Raw genomic sequence first — 16,405 nt, 5'->3', positions numbered from 1 at the left:
AGCTAGAACCCAAGCGGGAAGGCAGTCTGCGACCAGAGGATGTAGCCGTTGATGCCGCCGAGAATGGCTGCCACTGGGCCGGTCCAAAGGAGGATCACGCCCCCGCCTGAGGCAAGGCGTGACGACTGGCTAAGCTTGCCGGCCAGCAGCATCGCGGCACCGATGATGGCCACGATGGCGATGATGATGAAGGCGCCGACGAGGATCCCGCCGCCGATCTGTTTGAGCGATTCCAGGAAGGGAAAGCTCGCGTTCGGGGTAATCCCCGGGTCCACCGCTGCGAAAAACATTGGTGCTCCGTCCGTTGTATTCCATGGAGTGAGCAGATGAGCTCACGGGTTCATGGAAACGGCGAGTCCGAACGACATGACTTCTTTGCATAACTGTCGGCTGAGCCTTGGTCACGACGTCGAGACGGATCAGTACCCGAAAATCTCACAACCGATCGTTTTCGCCACAAATGTAAGAGCGCTCGTTTGTTGATGGTTGGGGTGAGCGAGAGTCTCACCCGGCGACCTTTTGGAAAAGGTTTCGCAAGGTAGCGCATCATTGAGGAAGGACCGGCTAGTGCCCGTGGGGTGAACCGAGCGACCTTCCAACTCGGCGAAGCCTCCTGCAGTGCCTCAACCATAAGCGCGGACATTGAAGTCTTTCCGCTACCTCAAGGGCCCACTGGCCCGAAGACTACGCTCGTGCTCGAAGAATGAGTGCCGATGGTGGTCGCGATCGCATACTTGGCCCTGAAGGCCCCCGGCGAGAGTGATGAATTCGATCACCACACGGTTCCTCAGTCTGAGCTCCGCACCCTAGGACCGGAGGAAGAGTGGCCACTACATGGGCGTGCCTTGGAGGTCAAGATATCTGCCCAGCCCTCAAATGGGGCACATCATGGATGCCGGTGCAGATTTGTAGGCCTGAACGTACGAGCGCACTGCCGCATCACGAACCACTGAAGCGGGAGAGGAATACCCGCCGGGAGGCTTCCTCGAGCGGACAGCGAATCGGCGGCCGTGATCACTGTCTAGATCCGTCGGGTTTTGCAGCGCCGGCTTCAGGTGGCTGTTTCCGACAGTATCGGCCCAGGCACCGTCTAGACCCCGGACCAGAAAGTTAGTTCCCCGCATAGTTGCTACCGGAGGCGAGGTTCTGTGAGGCGAGGCTGATGGTGGATACTGGGGATCAAATGCTGATATGATTCCGCCGGCGATTTCACGCAACCGTTGATGTGGGTCGAGCCTTGCACAAAGGCGCGCTATAAAGCCCCTTCACCCGCCCTCCCCCAGTGGCTCAGCGGAGGGGCTTTGCGTTGCCCTTGGCGCACAAAGGACTGAAAAGATCAGGCGGGGAACATGACCATTTTCAACGCTTCGTTGTCGTCCGGTTCAATGGGTCGCAGCGCTCCAAACTCCTTACGTTGCCATCTCTGGCCGGTTCCATCCGTGAACTGAACCTCTCGCTGATACTCAAAGTCCTGAGGATCCCGGTAGATGTTACTACGCAACTCGCGGAGGGCGCCGGGCTCAATCATCGACCATGTATGGCAGACCTCGGTCGCGGCCTTGTCTGCGCCCGGGGCCTCCGGACGCAGCCTCTGCACGATAGACACCATCGAGATCGGCTCGTCCCCGTTGTTGTGAACGCTCCAATCGATAAACTGCCGTGGTTCCCCCATTGAGGGATGAAAGCCCGACGGCGTCCTTCTCACCACGACCGTGACTTTAGCGGCCAGACTTCTTTTTCTTGCTTCAGCCTCAGCCACTTGCTGCTGTCGAAACAGCTCACGGTCGGCCATGGCTTCTTTGCGTTCAGTCTCCAGTCTCGCGCCATCACGCCGCGCCAAGTGCAGCGCCAGCAAAACAGCAGAGATGGTACCCAGCGCCGCCAACCAATCCGGCACTGTACCCCAATCCGGCGATGTAAAAAGTGCCCCAATATTCACCTGTCAAGACTAGACGGTTCGGCCCCTGCCAGCGGGGATTGAGCGCGTTGGCCCCAGGTAGTCGCCGGTACGATCAACATATGTCGCAAAGCACATCTTCCTCTGGCCGTGGGCGTAAGTACACGATCCAAGCTGAATCGGTGGCGCCCAGTGAATCGGAGTTGAAGCTCGCCTTCCCTGCGCCCTACGCCGAGCTATCCGGGAGTCCAGAGGTATTCGAGCAGCAATGGAAAAATCTGAACTACGCGTTCGCGTTACCAGATCCATCTTCCTTTCCACCGCTGACTCATCCCCTGACGAGCGATGACCTTTCGGCGATCAACCGCTACATTGCGACTTGTCGCGAGCTTGCCAGCTTCAGCATGCTTGTCGCGGGCAGAACCCTTAATCTCAGCGGCGGGATAGGGCAGGAAACCCAAGTTTCCTTCACCATGCCGCCGAAAGAAGTAGTTCTCGGCTTCGCCGTCCGCTTTCGGCAACTGCACTCAGACGACCTCGCCAGCTATACAAAGGTCAAGAACATCATCAGCCGTGCTTTGGGACGTGAAGGACCACCGCTTTCCATAGCCGGAGGAAACCAAATCCGACAGTGGAAGCGGGCCCGCGCGGAATTGTTGAAATTCACCCTCGACGAAATAGTGCAAACTAAGGTCCTCAAGGCCGAATTGCCCCCTGGCGCAGCCGTCCCTCAGTCAGAGGACCTGTTTACGCCCTCGGAGTTAATTGAGCTGTATCAATATGGCGAGTACATCCACTGGGGGGATCACCGGGAACTCCATTCGGCGATTCAGCGCAACCCAGCCCTGAGCGCCATTCTGGAGTTCCGGTTCCACTCCATTCAGATTTCGCTCACCCACGTCTATCTTGGATTTTCAAAGCTCGCCGAGGCGGCTATCCGCGACCTGAGACGTGGTGCCAATACGCCTTAGCCACCGCCGCCGAAGCCGAGCCATGCCGCCGCGGCCACGGCGAGGACGCCCCCGACAACCGTAATAAGAAAACTGACTGTATGATCGCGCCACTTGTTTTGCAGCCAGACTTTCGTGGCAGTGGGCTGTTCTGTAGCTGCCGGGGCCGGCGACAAACCCTTTACAGCCTGGCCCTGGGCGTTTGAGGCTGCTTGATGGTATCCGTTATCGGAGGAACTTACTTCCATGTCGCCCAGGGACACGTGAGCATCAGGAACCAACTTTTTGAGTAGTCTTGCCTCTACGATTTTCGGCAACAAATCCTTTGCGGTGCGCTCGGTGAGCATCCGACTGTGACTCTTAACTGCCACTTCCACCACTACAGAGCCATCAGCCCGATGATATGAGTCTGCAGAGATCCGGATTTGATCGCCGTACATCGTCGAATTTACGCTGACCATGTCCGCATGGTTTTCACGGAATGCAGTTTCGAGCTCCTCCAGCGATTTCCTTCTGAAGTGCTTGTTGTCCCGGCTCAGCCCACGAAAATCGATTTCTTCACCAACCTCGGCACCTTCGATGCTCTCGTAGCAGTCTTGGACTTCGTTGTAGATAGCCTTCAGGACCTGCCACGTCTTGTCCGTCTGGTATCTGATCTCAATTGCTTGCCTGAAGTTATCGATCATAAGTCTTTCATTCACGGTGCAGGCGCCCGCCGTATGAGCCCCCGAAAGCTGACTCCTCATGTTAGGCCAGACCGGGCGCCGTCACGGCACAACGCGCAGGTGAGTAACCGTTGCAGACGCTCCACCGCAACGACTATGCCATCAATAAACCGGACTCGAAGTGCCAGGACTTCTGGGCCGAGACTGCTAAAGCCCCTGGACCGGTGGATTTCCCTTCCTAGCTTCAGGAAGGACCTTCGAGCACTCCTTCGTAAGCTCGTCCTTGGCGCTCAGGCTGACCATGTCCAAAGCGCCCGTTGTGCTTTCCCCTGCGCTCACTGCCAACGCCACCAGCTCGGCAGGGCTCGGAATCTCTACCATCACGTAGACTCCGTACGCTCGATCTGAACGTCAATGCAGTAGTCGCGCAACAAAAACCGCCTGCGGCGCTGCCAAAGACGGCGCTGCAGGCGGCAAGGGGTTGAACGTCCGGAGGCCGCCTGCCTTGGCGTCTCGCCAATCGAAACGAGTTCGTCAGCCCTTCAATAGGTCAAAGTAGGCCGCACCAGGGTTCCAGCTCACCGGATGCAACAATGTTCCCACTGCGGGGTTTAGCGCGCTCCACATCATGCCGTCGCCGGCGTAGATGCCGACGTGGCCCCAGTTGTCGGGTCCCTGCGGATTTTGAACAACCAGGTCTCCTGGCTGGGGGTTCTCCGTTCGGACACCAACTCGCCACTGTTCTACTCGTGGCAGCTCGATTCCGGCTTGCCTGTAGATCCACTGCACATAGCCGGAGCAATCCCAGGCTTTAAAGGCAGTGCCTCCCCACACATATCTGCCCCCTAAACCTTCCTGCGTGAACCTCAGAATGTCCTGACGCTGCTGGCTCAAGTTACGGGAAGATCCCCCTTGACGCGGCGCTGGCGTGGAATCTGTACAGGAGGCAGGAGCGGTGCCACCCTCAAGAGCAGCCACGATTGCCGTAGCGGCCAGCTCCCAACGTGCATACAGTTCAGGAAAAGCAGACACCTGCACTGCTTGGGCCGCCAGACCTTTGTCCATCGTCTGCCAACCGGGAACGTCCAGCAGTCCGCGAGGACTGCCGCGATTCGGTCCCGACGGCCCGCCGAAGAAGGCACGCGCGTTATAGGAGGCATCCATTAGTTGCTCAACGGTCCCCCAGCCCGCCGCCGGACGCTGTTGGGCTGAACCGATCGAGTCGTGGTCATGTCCAACGCCGTCATTCGGGAAATGCAAGGAAGCAGGCACGCTGTGGTTCGCGAGCATGCGCAGACTCGACTCCTGCAGCGCCATCATGATGGCGATGATCTGCCCGGAGCGTGGTATTCCAAGCTGCTTGCCGACCGCGATGTATGTCCGTGCGACGCTCTCCTGCCGAGGCGTCAGCTCGTAAAGCAAGCGCCCAGCGTTCCGAATTTCCAAGCCGGCACCAGTGACGTTAGGGGCAGGGGCCACCTCGGATCTCGCTGGTATACAGGCAACTGCAGATTGGCGCGCCATACCAGTTAGCGCCGCCACGCCTCCGGCAAATGCCATGGCTCCAACAAGCAGAGCGAGGAAAGCGGCCGCCGATACGACCTTCATCAATGCACGGCGCCGTATGAGGCCTGTGACGGCCACCAGTGCAGCCACTAGTAGACGATTCTCTCTGCGGTTGCGTAGAAGGCAACCATGGCGCACCGCCCAGATGGAGCGGTGGTGGCAGGAGGACAGTTGACCATCACCGTAACGGGTGCCGCATAGGCACTTCTGCCGTTGCTGGACTCGTCCACAACTTGCACCGTCACCGTGCACACGTGAAGGCCTTCCCACGGGGCCGGATACTCCTGAACTTTGGCCAACTCGAGATCGCAGCGCAGGGATTCAGCGGTGCCGCTTCGGCGAGCGGACCGGTCTGCCAGGGTGGTGAACGTCCCCGCTGTCACGCCTGTCCCTTCAAACTCTCGAACCAGCACAGATAAGGGATTGGATCCATCAGGCAGCAACTCCCACCAGGACCGCACCCTGGCATATATATCCGAGTACGACGACGAACGGCTGTCCCAGCTATAGATTCCCTTTGCTGCCGCTACAGCGAGCGCCCGGTAATCGCGGGTACGTGGCAAAGCATCCGGCGTTGCCTCCGCCGTAATGACCGGCTCGTCGAGAACACCGGACGTACTGCCTGGTGCAGTGGCAGCGCCTGATGGCTGAGCCCTTGAAGGCGCGGTTGCGGAAATGGTCGGTGGGACCCGTCTGCTGGGGCTCTCGGCAGGCCAAGATAGAAAGACTGCACCAATCATGAGCAGGGCAACCAGCCCTGCCGCCAGCAACTCCCGGCGGCCAAATCTACGGAACCAATTCATCGTCCAAACCGATGTCTGAAACCCAAGACCTACAGAGCCGGTCGATGCACTTCGTGCTGAAGGACGCGCCAAGCTGCCTGATACAACTGCCGGGCGAATCCGATATTGACCGCAATGTACCTTTCGGTGACGCCGAGCTCAGAGGCAAGAGCAGCCATCTGAACGGACCTATCCAGTCCTCGCAGCCCCGGACGGACTATGGTCTCCGCGACGCTTCGGAGGACGTTTGTGGGAAGGCAGTTTGCAGCGCAGCGGCAGAGATCGTCGACGCCTACTCCGGGTTCGGGGTGGCAGTTCAATGCCGTGTTGATCGTTTTGGCCGTCTGCCGACGACCGTTACGGCATGCCACCGACGCCGATCCTTGGGAGACGGAGGTCCGTAATGCCTCGGCCCCGTAAGGCTGGATACGGCAAGCCTCCAAGTTTCCTTACTGACGCTGCGCTGGACCAGGCCCAGCATGGCGTGTGCCCAGGCCTGATCAACATAGTTCTCGACGTCGTTTCCTGCCGCACCGGCATGGACGACAGCAAGAAGCTCCGGTGAGCTTTCCGTCGTCGTGAAGTCAACAAGCAAGGGCAACGTTTGATGGCTAAGCTCGCGCCGGATATGGGCAGCGCAGATCTTATTGCAGACACCTTGGACCCACGCTTCAAACGGGATGCCGGGCAGCTCCCGGTAGCGTCCACGCGCAACCCCGTCCCAAACGGCGACCCGGATGTCCTGCATGACATCGTCCACATCGCAGGATCGCCCGATCCGCGCGAGCCGAGAAGTGACGTAACGGTGCACCCCATCAACCGCGACCATGATCCGGTCGATCTGGATGACGGGTTCTCCCGGCGGAGGTGCGCTTCGCAAGGAGACATCAACGTCAACGACCGTCTCTGGTCCCTTTGTAGATTGATACGCCTTGGCTTCAATTTCCATGGCTTCACCGCTTTGACTGTTCAGATCGATTAGTTCGCAGAGTTGCACAAACGGCCACCCCAGTTAGTGGATGCGGAGATCCAACAACGACCAGAAGAAGCTACAGGAATTATTGTCGAAGATAATTAAAGTATCGTCAAGAGTGCGGTTCTTACTTTTTGCACTGCCTTCGGGAAGAATGACCTTATGCCGAGAATTACGCAGCCTCACGACGCCGCATGGTCGGCCGACGTCGAGGCTGCCGTCGCAACCTTCGGCAACCGGGCGCGAAACGAGATTCTTCGGTTCCTCAGTTCCAGTGGGCCGGCGACACGCGGGGATATCGTCGCTGCTGTCAGCGCGGGCGATCCTAGCGTGGCAAAGCACCTGGCGGCGCTCGAAGAGGCAGGCGTGGTGATGGTCGACGTCGAGCCTGGACGTAGGCACGGACGGTCACCGCGGTATACGGCGAACCCTGTCCGGATCAAGGAACTGCTCGACGCTCACCTTAAGTACCTGCTGGAAAAGTAGCCGCAGTGGGTTGGAAAGATGAACCCGACGTTTAGTCCTCGCGCTCCGGCGCCTCATCCGAGTCCAACTGTGGACTGGCCTCGGCCCTCTCCCCTTCTGGCTGGCGGCTGATGTCCTTATTCAAGTACTCTGTGATCGCCCGAAGCGTCTCGGGCGACACGTCACCAAGAGTCCGAGCCGCGAACGTCTTCACCCTCGCAGCGCGGAGAGATTTCACAAACTCAAGCTGGGAATCAATTCGCTCGGGCAGATCTCCGGCGTCGCTGCCCATCAAATAAGCCGGATCCACATTGAAGATGTCGCACAGGGCGCCCAGTAGCGCCGGATCGCTCACCAGCCTGCCTGTGCCGTCCTTCATGTAAAACCAGCGGGCTCTGGAAAGCTTAATGCCCTTCTCCGCCAGCTTTTGCTGAACTTCGCGAAATGTGACGGGTTGTCCTCGCTCTGCAACGACGACGTCGAGCAGCAGGTTTAGGCGGCGTGCAAGTTCGGCTTGGGGAGACAGTTCCACGCCTTTGTGATCTTCTTCGTCTCCAGCCACGCTTCACCTCCCAGACCAGACATGACTATCGTCAGCGAGTCACTAATTGTTGCCCAGTATTGCCTTGGCCAAGTCCACATGCAATAAGCGCGGCTTCGTCCTTCCATCCGTATGTAAATGAGCGTATCGTTCTGCTGTAGACCCGTCTACAGCGGGCTGCAAGAGATTCCCTCGTCACCTGGTGGTCTCCATGGCGAACATCTTGATGAACCGGACGCGAAGCCGCCTCATTCGCTATTTGATCACCCATGGCCCGGCGACCTGCAGTGAGGTCGCTGCAGCCCTCACCATTTCTGCTTCCTCTGTCCGCAAACACCTCAGTCTTCTATGCGAGGCAGGCATCGTCATCCTGGGTTCGGGAACGTATAAAGCGCGGCTGGATATGGTCGAAAGGGAGCTTGCGGACCTTGCGGCCACGTTTCAGTCAGCGGGCTGCGACTTTAGGAACCGAGTAACGGACGACTCCCACTTCTCGGTATCAGCGTTCCACTCGAGTGAATGCCCCGGAACATCGAAGCGAACCAACTGAACGAGGTCGGGTCGTAGCTCTGCAAATCGTTCAGAGGCTGCGACCGGTGTTGATTTGTCGTCGATCCCATGCAATATGAGGGTCGGCGTCTTGAGGTCACCAGCGCGGGTAACCCAGTCCAGCGCAGAGAGGTCAATGGATTGCGTGAGACCCGTGACCCAGCGGCCCGCATTCGAACCCAACATGCTCAGCCCAGCCCTGGCGATAGCTTTGGGCAATCCACTGGCACTCCCGTTTGACGTCAGAGTCTCGGCCCAATCCAGGACGGGAGCCACGAGCACCAGGCCGATGATCCGATCAGAATGGGCTGAGAGGTTTGCTGCACGCAGAGCCATGGAACCGCCAAGAGACCATCCAAACAATACGAGCCGCTCTGCGCCATGGTCCACGGCGTACCTAATAGCCGCTTCGACATCCAGCCACTCATTCTGGCCCAACGAATACCGGGAATCGTTCGACGGCGGCGCTTCGCCGTCGTTCCGGAAGGACACGACCAGCGATGTACAGCCAAGTCTGCTCGCAACAGGAACACCGCGAAGGGCGCCGGCGCGTTTTCCACCCATTCCATGCGCGTGGATGGCCCATGTCGAAGGCATCAGACCGGCGGACGTGGGCGCGAATTTCCATGCAGGCGCCATGCCGCCGTCGACCTGAATCTCCACGTCCTCAAAAGGCAGGCCCAGTTGCTCTGGTTTGGAGTACGCGTACCCGCTCCAGATGCCGGCGGTGGCAGAGTGCAAATCACCGGAATCGACCCGTTCCACGAGACGAATCACTGTTCCCATATTCGTCTCTTCGTCGACGACAGGACCGATGCAGGCGTGGCCCTTGCCGTTGCCGAACCACAAGCTGTAGCGGCCTGGCGCTCTCGTTAATGGGGTCGCTGGCAGTTCAATCCTCAGGGATCCATCCTCGCCGGAAAAGACTTGCCTGATGGAAAGATCCTCCCGTCGTGTGGTGCTCGGCACCACCACCCGGCGCGCAAAGTAGGCGGCTCCCAAGAACGTCGCTGAAGACGTGCATACGGCTGCAATGGTGAGAGGGCCCAGCATTTTAGGAGCCTTCATCTTCGCTCCTGACATGCTTGTCAATGACCTCCTTAAGTCGCGCCAGCGTCTCGGGAGACAAGTCCTGCAATTGCCTTGCTGCGAAATTCTTGACGCGAGCTTCACGCATCGACCTAAGGAGGTTGAGCTGAGCTTCCACGAGTTCGGGTATCTCTGTTGAGTCATCCAGAAGGTATCGGCGATCCACGCCGAAGAATGCCGCGAGGTTCTGCAGCAGATCCTGGTCCATAGCCAGGGAGCTATCACCGCTTCGCATGTAGGCCCACCTTGACCGCGACAACGGCGTGCCCTGTTGAGACATTGCTTCGCTGACTTCCCTGTAGGACAAGGGCCCTGTACCTCTGGACTCATACAAATCCAGCAAGAGATTGATCTTGCGAGCGAGCCTGGTCTGCGGCGATTCTGAGGGTTCTACGGCATCATCTGCCACTTGGGTCCTTCCCCCTCCCCCATCGCGCCATGCCCAATCGACCACCCTGCCTGTCCCCGTGGGAAGCGAGGTAATTCTCTGTTCGAGTCAAAGTTTGAAAATCAGCTTCATCCAGCAACTTAGCAGCACCCGGATCCATCAGGAGAGCATCCTCGATCTCGACTAGCATCCGATGAAGCCTCCGCGTCTCTGGGTCTCCCCGCTCGATGACTCCAGCGGGCGTCGCCAGGCGTCCATCCTTGCGGGTAGCTGTCGCTTTCTCCCAAGTGGATGTGAGGTCTTCGAGTAAGTCAGCCTGAGTCCTCCGTTGCGTTCGTTGAACGATCCGGCGCGCTACTGGTGGAAGGGCCAGTCCAGCACACAGGAACAACATCGCCCCGACAAAACTCGCGTCGTAGATAGCCGCCAACTGCTGCATGGTCGACTGGTCTCCGAGAAGATGGGCTAGGTCCATTCCCAAGACTGAGAACACTACGACGAGAGCCAAGAAGCACCCAATACCGATGAGGGTGAAGGCGACGCGAAAGTGGGAAGCCGCCATCCGCCGTCGGAATCTAAAGCACACGTACCCGGTGACGCCGACGACCACCCCGATGTAAACAAACTGGATCGCGGAATAGAGGGCGGCAGCAGGCTGGTCCCCGTAATCCAACATGAATTTGGTTGAGGACGCCGGTGCTTCAATGCGGAGGAATGCAAGGACCAGCCCCACGGAGACCGAACCCAGAAGTAGGAGGCCACGGCTGTCCCTGCGCACGGGTGCATCGTTCAGCTCTGCCGCCCGCAGTATTGCCTGGGAAAGGAAGTAGATTCCGACGACCATCAAGATGTTCGCGCAAAGGTCCAGGAAATTGCGTCCGCCGAGGGCTTGATCGCCTGCGCGGTAGATCTCATCGATATTCAAGGAAAGCGCGGTTGCGATTGCCACGGCTGCGACAAGGATGCTGTGGTTTTTCCTGGTACGCGCGCCAGGTAGGAGGCACGCCACGAGGCCCCAAATGACCGCGGCGGCGGCTGCCTGGATCACCCGAAAACCTGTTCAAATGACCTTGGCTCCAAGGTGCTGTCACGGATAGCGCCGGCCAGAAGATCCGCGAGAGTCTCAGCTGCGGCCTCCAGATCGTCGACGAAGCTGCTCCGTGCCAAAGCTCGTGACACCATCTCCCCATCAAGATTTGGGAAGAGGCTGGCTGCATAGTCCGAGGAAACGCCCAATTCGTCATGGCGCAGGATCATATGCCCAAGTTCATGAAGGATGAACTGCTGCCTATGGAGTGCTGAGTCCGTGACGGCGTGCAAAATGATTTCCCGGGTATCCGTCGACAGCCAGAGACCGCAGACAGAAGTCCCGTTGAGGATCGGCGTGGCTTCGATCTCGATTCGACGCCGTCGTCGGGCGGCCACGATTGCGATGAGCCTCTCTAGAGTCAGGTGGCTCGGTAGCCGCAGTGATACGAATGCCTCGGCCGCCACCTGAGCTGGCCCATATTCTTGCGATTTTTGCTGGTCCATACCGGCCCCTTCTCGCAGCGGACAGCAAGTTGTGACTGCCATTGACGGCGGCCACCGCAGCCGCGTCAGGCGCCACAGTTTCAATTCAACGCCTCTGCTCTGGACATGTCCAGAGCACTAGGAACCCAAGCCTTGCGTGTCGTGGGGCCCTGACTGGTCGCAGACACGTCGAGTCTCTGAGCTGCACCTGCGCAGCAAAACACGCGAAAAACCCAGATGGCGCGCCTCCGAGCCCCTCGGCCTAGTTTTCGCCCCTTATGTGGTGGCTGAAGAAGGCCCAGCAAGCGAAGCGACGCCGTCGGCCGACAGCGATGAAAGGGAGCCTCTGACTTCTCTACTATTAGTGATCCGATCGCACAGGTGTTTTCACTCAATTAACTCAATTAATGGGTTATGACCTTGGCGGTGCAGCGCTTTGCCCAAGCGCCGCGGGTGTGCAGAACACTCGATCCAGCCATTACGAGTTGAAGTCGATTCTCTAATGCTGCCTACAGAAAGGCCTCTCCCGATACGGGGCGGGTCTTCCTATCGCTCTCGACGGGATTGTCACTCAGGACTGGCCGGCTCAGGCGCTGATAGAGGGTTGCCTCCTGAAACCAAGAGTGCCAGATCAGCGATAGTGTTTTTCGGTTCTCTCAAAATGCCGCTGTTGGACTCGAGGGCCCGCTGCTCAAGCTTGTTGAGTTGACGCACAATTTTCCGAGCCCGACCGCCAGGCTCCATGTACTTGATAATGAGCAAATTCTCGAGGTGATAGACGGCCTCTTCCTCGGCGTCAATGGTTGCCATGAGGTTGACTATATTGCCCACATTGACGGCTGCCACCTCTGCCTGCTGCCTATTCACGAAGGCATCCTTGGCCCATTGCTCGGCGTACTGGTACGCCTCGTTCGCCTTCTCCTTGCTGGCCGCCCTTACTTGCTGGCTTTCTTCGCCGCTCCAATAGGCTTTGAACCGGATCCACCATGATCCGCGTTCAGTTTCGAGCAGGCGTACGCTCGAATAGCCGAGCCAGTCAAAGTAATTGATAACCTCTTTGGTGGCTTTCAGGGCTTGAAGTCCGTCGTTGCCGGAAAGATAAACGTGCGCGGACCCAGGTGCGTAACTAACAAACTCCTTGTTACGCCCGCCGTGGAGAGTGATCACGTCTGTAATCTTGAACAGGCCTTCGCCGACGTTCTGTAGAACGAGTCGCCGTTTCTCGTGCCTGACTTTCACTTCTAGTTGCTCGCGGCTGGAGTACCTGCGAATCAATATACGCAGGAAGTCCATTCTGCTAGGAGTTTTCTTCCTATCTACACTCCTCGTTTTGTGGCCGACTTTGGACCGGGATCTATAAATGGGCATGGGCTGATCCTAGCAATGGCCTTATGGGTAGAGCGGCAACTCCTCCTGTCGCTGTGGACTGCCCCGGCTTTTTGTTGGCTGGGATCTTGGGCGGCTCCGAGGCCCCCTGTCGCCAGCCCTAAACACAACCCTTCAATATGCCGTTGATTGCGTCGTGCTCGGCTTGAGTGACCCAGAGGCGGTATTTTGCCTTGACTGCAGTTTGGCGGCCGACGTACTCGCATCGGAAGGCTTTGTTCGGTGGCAGCCATGAGGCCGCGTCTTTGTCGCCTTTGGCACTGTTCATGGGGCCATCGGCTGCCATTAAGTTCAACGGGTCATTGGCTAGTTCCTTACGCTGGTCGACACTGAGCTGCTGTGCGCCCTTTTGCCACGCGTCGCTGAGCGCGACGACGTGGTCGATCTGGACATCAGAGCTGGTGTCCTGGCCGCGGGTGAACTTGATAGTAGTGCCGGTGTACTTGTCGGCAAGGGTTCCTGTAGCGACTACACAGTTGTTGGTGCCTTGCTTGAACGTTTCGTTCGTCAGGTCGCGGGCAAGGATGTCGTTGCGGGTATCGCAGCCGTTGCGGTCCGTATCGGCCCAAGCCGGTCCAAACTCATCCCGGGTGTAGCCGGTCTTCGGGGCGCGACCCTTCACCGGAACGCTCTCCAGCTGTACAAGGGCCTTGGCGGCGTCACCGGCAGGGGCCGGCGCGTCGGCGGCGACGTCTGGAGCAGCCTTGATGAGTTCGGAAGCGTTAGATGCGGCGTCACAACCTGCTAATGACCCAGCCAGCATCATCGCGGTTATCGCGGTCAGGGCTTTGGCGGGAGAACAGATGGTCTTCATGGTCCTTCTGGTTACAGGTCGTTGTTCAACGCTAGCTTTGACCACCACCTGCCGCAGGTAACCGGGTCCGTGGTGCCTGCCACACGTCCGCGCCATTAGTACTCTGAGGAGTCCGCTACGGGTGCACTGGTTGCCTCAACTGTTCGAACCATCGCCCTCACGGGAAACGTCACGCTTACTCAACGCGCCGTAGCCAGTCTGACTTTGGTCCGAGTCCCGATGAGCCTTTCCTTCGTCACAGGCCCTGTGCCGGAGAGCGAGGAACCAGTGCTGCCGGGGAGGATCTCACTCAACCTGGCGATTTCCAGGATGTGTTCCGAGGTGAAGATGATCTTGCCCTTTCCCCAGCACGCGTGGGGAAAGCGTCCACTCGTCGCGCCGTCGCGCAGCCACGACTCTGTACAACGCATGAGGGCGGCAGCTTCGGCCGGCTCAAAGAATTCGATGTCCATGGAAACCTCCGAGAGGAACGAGTTGGTTTCCACTCTCATGCCAGGACAAAGACCTGCCGACATGACGGGCGAGGCCTCACCGATCGAAGGCTGTCACCGACCTCTCCGTGGCGTCAGCACCCGCCTGGAGCGCCTCCGGCATCAAGTGTCCGTAGACCTGCTCTGTGGTCCTCGTCGAGGCGTGCCCGAGGCGGCGCGAGATGGTGAAGAGGGGCACGCCGTCTTGGATCAACCAGGACGCGTGGGTGTGCCGAAGGTCGTGGATCCTTGGCGTCTTCGTAAGCCCAAGAAGTTGGGCCGTGCGAACGGCTGGTATCCATTAATCGTCCCAGTAGAGCTTGTGGACGATCCGGCCGCCCTTCGGCGTCGTGAACACCAGATCCTTGCCTGGCCTGCTGGCCACGAGTGGAATCAGCAGCTCCACCAGGGCGGGATTCAACCCGATGGTTCTTTTGCCGGCACCCGTCTTTGTCGCGCCGACGTAGAACTGGTTCTGCCCATCCCGCTTCCAAGCCTTGTTGATTCGGGCAGTGGGGGGTTTCGAGAGCAGGTCCACGTCGGCGACGGTCAATGCTGTGGCTTCTCCGAAGCGCGTTCCGGTCATGACCAGGAAGTCGGTGAACGCCTTGTACCGCTCCCCCATCCCCTCCATGATGAGCCTGTACTCGGCGTGAGTCAGGAACATGGCCTCATCCTCGGCCTTCTCGATGTTCGGCAGCTGCACACCACGGCACGGGTTACGGGCAATGTAGCCGAGCATCTCCGCGGTATTCATCGCGGCGGAAATTAGGCCATGAATGTTGTGGATGGTCTTCGGCGCCTTGCCCTTCGCCATCATCGACTTCACCCAGTGCGCGATCACCCGATAATCCAGCTTGTCCACGGGAACATGGCCAATCACCGGCCGGATGTGCAGCTCGAGCATCGTCTGGTACGTCCTTATGGTTCCGGTCGACGGACGGATCAGAAGATCAATGTGCTCCTGGATAACATCGGCCACAGTCGGCGTGCGTTTTTCGTTCGTCAGGATCGCGTGCTGCGCGATTTCGAAGGACTGTCCGTTGGCGTCCAGAAGTCGTTTGAGTGTCTCCGCCTCCGGGAGGCTGGCAACTGTCAGGCCCTGCTGCTCGCGGCTCTTCGGGTCCCGCCACAACACCATGTAGGACGCCGTGCCGTCCTTTTTGGTGCGTTTGCGGATGCTTGCCACATCAAAAACGGTACGCCGCTGTCAACACTTTGGGGGCTTTTGTCAACACTCAAAGTCCAAAGTGGCCGCTGACCTGCGAAAACACTGTGCCCGAGGTGGGACTCGAACCCACACACCTTTCGATACCGCATTTTGAGTGCGGCGCGTCTGCCAATTCCGCCACTCGGGCGCGGAATACGTTGAGCAACAAGGTACGCCCACAGCTGACTGTGAGCAACGCGATCGCTTCACGTACGCGGAATTACTCTACATGCAGATAGGCTGAATCCCAGAATCGCGCCGCCGACGCCGCGGATGACCATGCAAGCCAAGTACAGCCGCGGTGGCACCTAAGATAGTGATGTCCCGCCGTACCTTTTCAAGGAGATCCCGTGACTGAACAGACGGAGTCCAAGCCCACGTCCCAGCCGGCGCGCCGCGTCATTGTTGCCGAGGATGAGACCCTCATCCGCCTCGACATCATTGAGATCCTGCGGGGCGAAGGTTACGACGTCGTGGGCGAGGCGGACAACGGCGAGAAGGCCGTCCAGCTCGCTGAGGAACTCAAGCCGGACCTGGTCCTGATGGACGTCAAGATGCCCGTCATGGACGGCATCTCCGCAGCAGAAAAAATCGTCAAGGCCCGGATCGCCCCCGTGGTACTTCTGACCGCCTTCAGCCAAAAGGAACTCGTGGAGCGGGCCCGCGACGCCGGCGCCATGGCCTACGTGGTGAAGCCCTTCACCCCGGCCGACCTCATCCCGGCACTGGAGATCGCACTCTCCCGGCACGAGGAAATCAAGGCCCTCGAAAGCGAAGTTTCGGACCTGCAGGAGCAGTTCGCCACCCGCAAGCTCGTGGAGCGCGCCAAGAGCCTCCTCACCACCAAGATGGGCCTCACCGAGCCCGAAGCGTTCCGCTGGATCCAGAAGACCTCCATGGACCGCCGCCTGAGCATGCGCGAAGTGGCCGAGACCATCATCAACCAGGTCAACTAACCTCGGCATCCCGGCAGGTAACGCACGACGGCGGCCTGCCGGGTTCCTGCCACCCGGCATCACCCCGCAGCCCAACGAAAAGGACCCCTGCCAACTGAACTGCTCCCCGGAAGTTGGACTGAGAAATTCAGTTCTAACTCCCGGGGAGCAGTTTTTGCGTGTAGATAGTTCGTTGTCCGAGGATCAGCGTGA

Annotated in this window: 20 protein-coding genes and 1 tRNA gene; 5 read left to right on the top strand and 16 right to left on the bottom strand. The window is 59.0% G+C overall.

All coding sequences use genetic code 11. The features are described from left to right. Positions 1 to 2: 2 nt before the first annotated feature. Together AC5RTT_RS09075 and AC5RTT_RS09070 are read right to left on the bottom strand one after the other, a co-directional pair. Positions 3 to 290, bottom strand: coding sequence for a hypothetical protein (locus AC5RTT_RS09075; protein ID WP_056084497.1), 288 nt, complete (start codon positions 288 to 290; stop codon positions 3 to 5). A 1,046-nt stretch (positions 291 to 1,336) separates the two neighbouring features. After that, complete coding sequence (locus tag AC5RTT_RS09070) at positions 1,337 to 1,939, bottom strand: hypothetical protein (protein ID WP_494144912.1); 603 nt, start codon at positions 1,937 to 1,939, stop codon at positions 1,337 to 1,339. Positions 1,940 to 2,019: 80 nt separating this feature from the next. Here AC5RTT_RS09070 and AC5RTT_RS09065 point away from each other — a divergent pair, with 80 nt between their 5' ends. Further along, entirely contained in the window at positions 2,020 to 2,868 is an 849-nt protein-coding gene (locus AC5RTT_RS09065) for a hypothetical protein (protein WP_494144911.1), read from the top strand. Here AC5RTT_RS09065 and AC5RTT_RS09060 read toward each other — a convergent pair. The 3 genes from AC5RTT_RS09060 to AC5RTT_RS09050 form a co-directional block, all read right to left on the bottom strand. Then, positions 2,865 to 3,533: a hypothetical protein gene (locus AC5RTT_RS09060; protein WP_494144910.1), complete on the bottom strand. Its 669-nt coding sequence runs from the start codon at positions 3,531 to 3,533 to the stop codon at positions 2,865 to 2,867. The genes AC5RTT_RS09065 and AC5RTT_RS09060 overlap by 4 nt on opposite strands. 513 nt (positions 3,534 to 4,046) lie before the next feature. Further along, complete coding sequence (locus AC5RTT_RS09055) at positions 4,047 to 4,934, bottom strand: C40 family peptidase (protein ID WP_494144909.1); 888 nt, start codon at positions 4,932 to 4,934, stop codon at positions 4,047 to 4,049. Between the two features lie 233 nt (positions 4,935 to 5,167). After that, on the bottom strand, positions 5,168 to 5,461 hold the full coding sequence (locus AC5RTT_RS09050; RefSeq protein ID WP_494144908.1) for a hypothetical protein: 294 nt from the start codon (positions 5,459 to 5,461) through the stop codon (positions 5,168 to 5,170). A gap of 1,006 nt (positions 5,462 to 6,467) precedes the next feature. Between AC5RTT_RS09050 and AC5RTT_RS09045 the strand changes: the two genes are divergently transcribed. Together AC5RTT_RS09045 and AC5RTT_RS09040 are read left to right on the top strand one after the other, a co-directional pair. Next, positions 6,468 to 6,842 carry a hypothetical protein gene (locus tag AC5RTT_RS09045; RefSeq protein ID WP_494144907.1) on the top strand — a complete coding sequence of 125 codons (375 nt, stop codon included), beginning with the start codon at positions 6,468 to 6,470 and terminating at the stop codon, positions 6,840 to 6,842. 153 nt (positions 6,843 to 6,995) lie between these two features. Further along, entirely contained in the window at positions 6,996 to 7,319 is a 324-nt protein-coding gene (locus AC5RTT_RS09040) for an ArsR/SmtB family transcription factor (RefSeq protein ID WP_494144906.1), read from the top strand. 31 nt (positions 7,320 to 7,350) lie between these two features. Here AC5RTT_RS09040 and AC5RTT_RS09035 read toward each other — a convergent pair whose 3' ends face one another. Next, positions 7,351 to 7,860, bottom strand: coding sequence for a hypothetical protein (locus AC5RTT_RS09035; protein ID WP_494144905.1), 510 nt, complete (start codon positions 7,858 to 7,860; stop codon positions 7,351 to 7,353). A gap of 190 nt (positions 7,861 to 8,050) precedes the next feature. Between AC5RTT_RS09035 and AC5RTT_RS09030 the strand changes: the two genes are divergently transcribed. Then, a complete protein-coding gene (locus AC5RTT_RS09030; protein WP_494144904.1) occupies positions 8,051 to 8,389 on the top strand; it encodes a winged helix-turn-helix domain-containing protein in 339 nt (112 codons plus the stop codon). On the opposite strand, the gene AC5RTT_RS09025 is transcribed toward AC5RTT_RS09030, so the two are convergent. From AC5RTT_RS09025 to AC5RTT_RS08980, 10 genes are all read right to left on the bottom strand, one after another. Then, on the bottom strand, positions 8,281 to 9,456 hold the full coding sequence (locus AC5RTT_RS09025; protein ID WP_494144903.1) for an alpha/beta hydrolase family protein: 1,176 nt from the start codon (positions 9,454 to 9,456) through the stop codon (positions 8,281 to 8,283). The genes AC5RTT_RS09030 and AC5RTT_RS09025 overlap by 109 nt on opposite strands. Next, a complete protein-coding gene (locus tag AC5RTT_RS09020; RefSeq protein ID WP_494144902.1) occupies positions 9,443 to 9,886 on the bottom strand; it encodes a hypothetical protein in 444 nt (147 codons plus the stop codon). Before AC5RTT_RS09020 ends, AC5RTT_RS09025 begins: the two co-directional genes overlap by 14 nt. After that, positions 9,876 to 10,913 (bottom strand): hypothetical protein, encoded by a 1,038-nt coding sequence (locus tag AC5RTT_RS09015; protein ID WP_494144901.1) that lies wholly within the window; start codon positions 10,911 to 10,913, stop codon positions 9,876 to 9,878. Before AC5RTT_RS09015 ends, AC5RTT_RS09020 begins: the two co-directional genes overlap by 11 nt. Next, positions 10,910 to 11,398 (bottom strand): hypothetical protein, encoded by a 489-nt coding sequence (locus AC5RTT_RS09010; protein WP_494144900.1) that lies wholly within the window; start codon positions 11,396 to 11,398, stop codon positions 10,910 to 10,912. The genes AC5RTT_RS09015 and AC5RTT_RS09010 overlap by 4 nt, the downstream gene beginning before the upstream one ends. 546 nt (positions 11,399 to 11,944) lie before the next feature. Then, complete coding sequence (locus AC5RTT_RS09005) at positions 11,945 to 12,670, bottom strand: hypothetical protein (RefSeq protein ID WP_494144899.1); 726 nt, start codon at positions 12,668 to 12,670, stop codon at positions 11,945 to 11,947. 193 nt (positions 12,671 to 12,863) lie between these two features. Further along, positions 12,864 to 13,577 (bottom strand): HNH endonuclease family protein, encoded by a 714-nt coding sequence (locus AC5RTT_RS09000; protein ID WP_494144898.1) that lies wholly within the window; start codon positions 13,575 to 13,577, stop codon positions 12,864 to 12,866. Between the two features lie 179 nt (positions 13,578 to 13,756). Further along, complete coding sequence (locus tag AC5RTT_RS08995) at positions 13,757 to 14,029, bottom strand: hypothetical protein (protein ID WP_494144897.1); 273 nt, start codon at positions 14,027 to 14,029, stop codon at positions 13,757 to 13,759. A gap of 76 nt (positions 14,030 to 14,105) precedes the next feature. Then, positions 14,106 to 14,345 (bottom strand): tyrosine-type recombinase/integrase, encoded by a 240-nt coding sequence (locus tag AC5RTT_RS08990; protein WP_494144932.1) that lies wholly within the window; start codon positions 14,343 to 14,345, stop codon positions 14,106 to 14,108. 3 nt (positions 14,346 to 14,348) lie between these two features. Then, positions 14,349 to 15,236 carry a tyrosine-type recombinase/integrase gene (locus AC5RTT_RS08985; protein WP_494144896.1) on the bottom strand — a complete coding sequence of 296 codons (888 nt, stop codon included), beginning with the start codon at positions 15,234 to 15,236 and terminating at the stop codon, positions 14,349 to 14,351. Between the two features lie 87 nt (positions 15,237 to 15,323). Beyond that, positions 15,324 to 15,405: transfer RNA gene (locus tag AC5RTT_RS08980), tRNA-Leu, on the bottom strand. A gap of 202 nt (positions 15,406 to 15,607) precedes the next feature. Here AC5RTT_RS08980 and AC5RTT_RS08975 point away from each other — a divergent pair. Further along, positions 15,608 to 16,213, top strand: a complete 606-nt coding sequence (locus tag AC5RTT_RS08975; RefSeq protein ID WP_009358190.1) for an ANTAR domain-containing response regulator — start codon at positions 15,608 to 15,610, stop codon at positions 16,211 to 16,213. The last annotated feature ends 192 nt before the right edge of the window (positions 16,214 to 16,405 follow it).

This window comes from Arthrobacter sp. Y3221157, from assembly GCF_059089865.1.
Note: the sequence above shows the minus strand (reverse complement) of the source record. Positions and strands in the feature narration are given on the sequence as shown.

Excerpts from the sequence above, each read along its gene's own strand:
- AC5RTT_RS09040 (WP_494144906.1), top strand. The coding sequence starts at position 6,996 with ATGCCGAGAATTACGCAGCCTCACGACGCCGCATGGTCGGCCGACGTC.
- AC5RTT_RS09005 (WP_494144899.1), bottom strand. The coding sequence starts at position 12,670 with ATGGACTTCCTGCGTATATTGATTCGCAGGTACTCCAGCCGCGAGCAA.
- AC5RTT_RS09000 (WP_494144898.1), bottom strand. The coding sequence starts at position 13,577 with ATGAAGACCATCTGTTCTCCCGCCAAAGCCCTGACCGCGATAACCGCG.
- AC5RTT_RS09045 (WP_494144907.1), top strand. The coding sequence starts at position 6,468 with ATGGCTAAGCTCGCGCCGGATATGGGCAGCGCAGATCTTATTGCAGAC.
- AC5RTT_RS09065 (WP_494144911.1), top strand. The coding sequence starts at position 2,020 with ATGTCGCAAAGCACATCTTCCTCTGGCCGTGGGCGTAAGTACACGATC.
- AC5RTT_RS09075 (WP_056084497.1), bottom strand. The coding sequence starts at position 290 with ATGTTTTTCGCAGCGGTGGACCCGGGGATTACCCCGAACGCGAGCTTT.
- AC5RTT_RS08995 (WP_494144897.1), bottom strand. The coding sequence starts at position 14,029 with ATGGACATCGAATTCTTTGAGCCGGCCGAAGCTGCCGCCCTCATGCGT.
- AC5RTT_RS09025 (WP_494144903.1), bottom strand. The coding sequence starts at position 9,456 with ATGAAGGCTCCTAAAATGCTGGGCCCTCTCACCATTGCAGCCGTATGC.
- AC5RTT_RS09010 (WP_494144900.1), bottom strand. The coding sequence starts at position 11,398 with ATGGACCAGCAAAAATCGCAAGAATATGGGCCAGCTCAGGTGGCGGCC.
- AC5RTT_RS09030 (WP_494144904.1), top strand. The coding sequence starts at position 8,051 with ATGGCGAACATCTTGATGAACCGGACGCGAAGCCGCCTCATTCGCTAT.
- AC5RTT_RS09060 (WP_494144910.1), bottom strand. The coding sequence starts at position 3,533 with ATGATCGATAACTTCAGGCAAGCAATTGAGATCAGATACCAGACGGAC.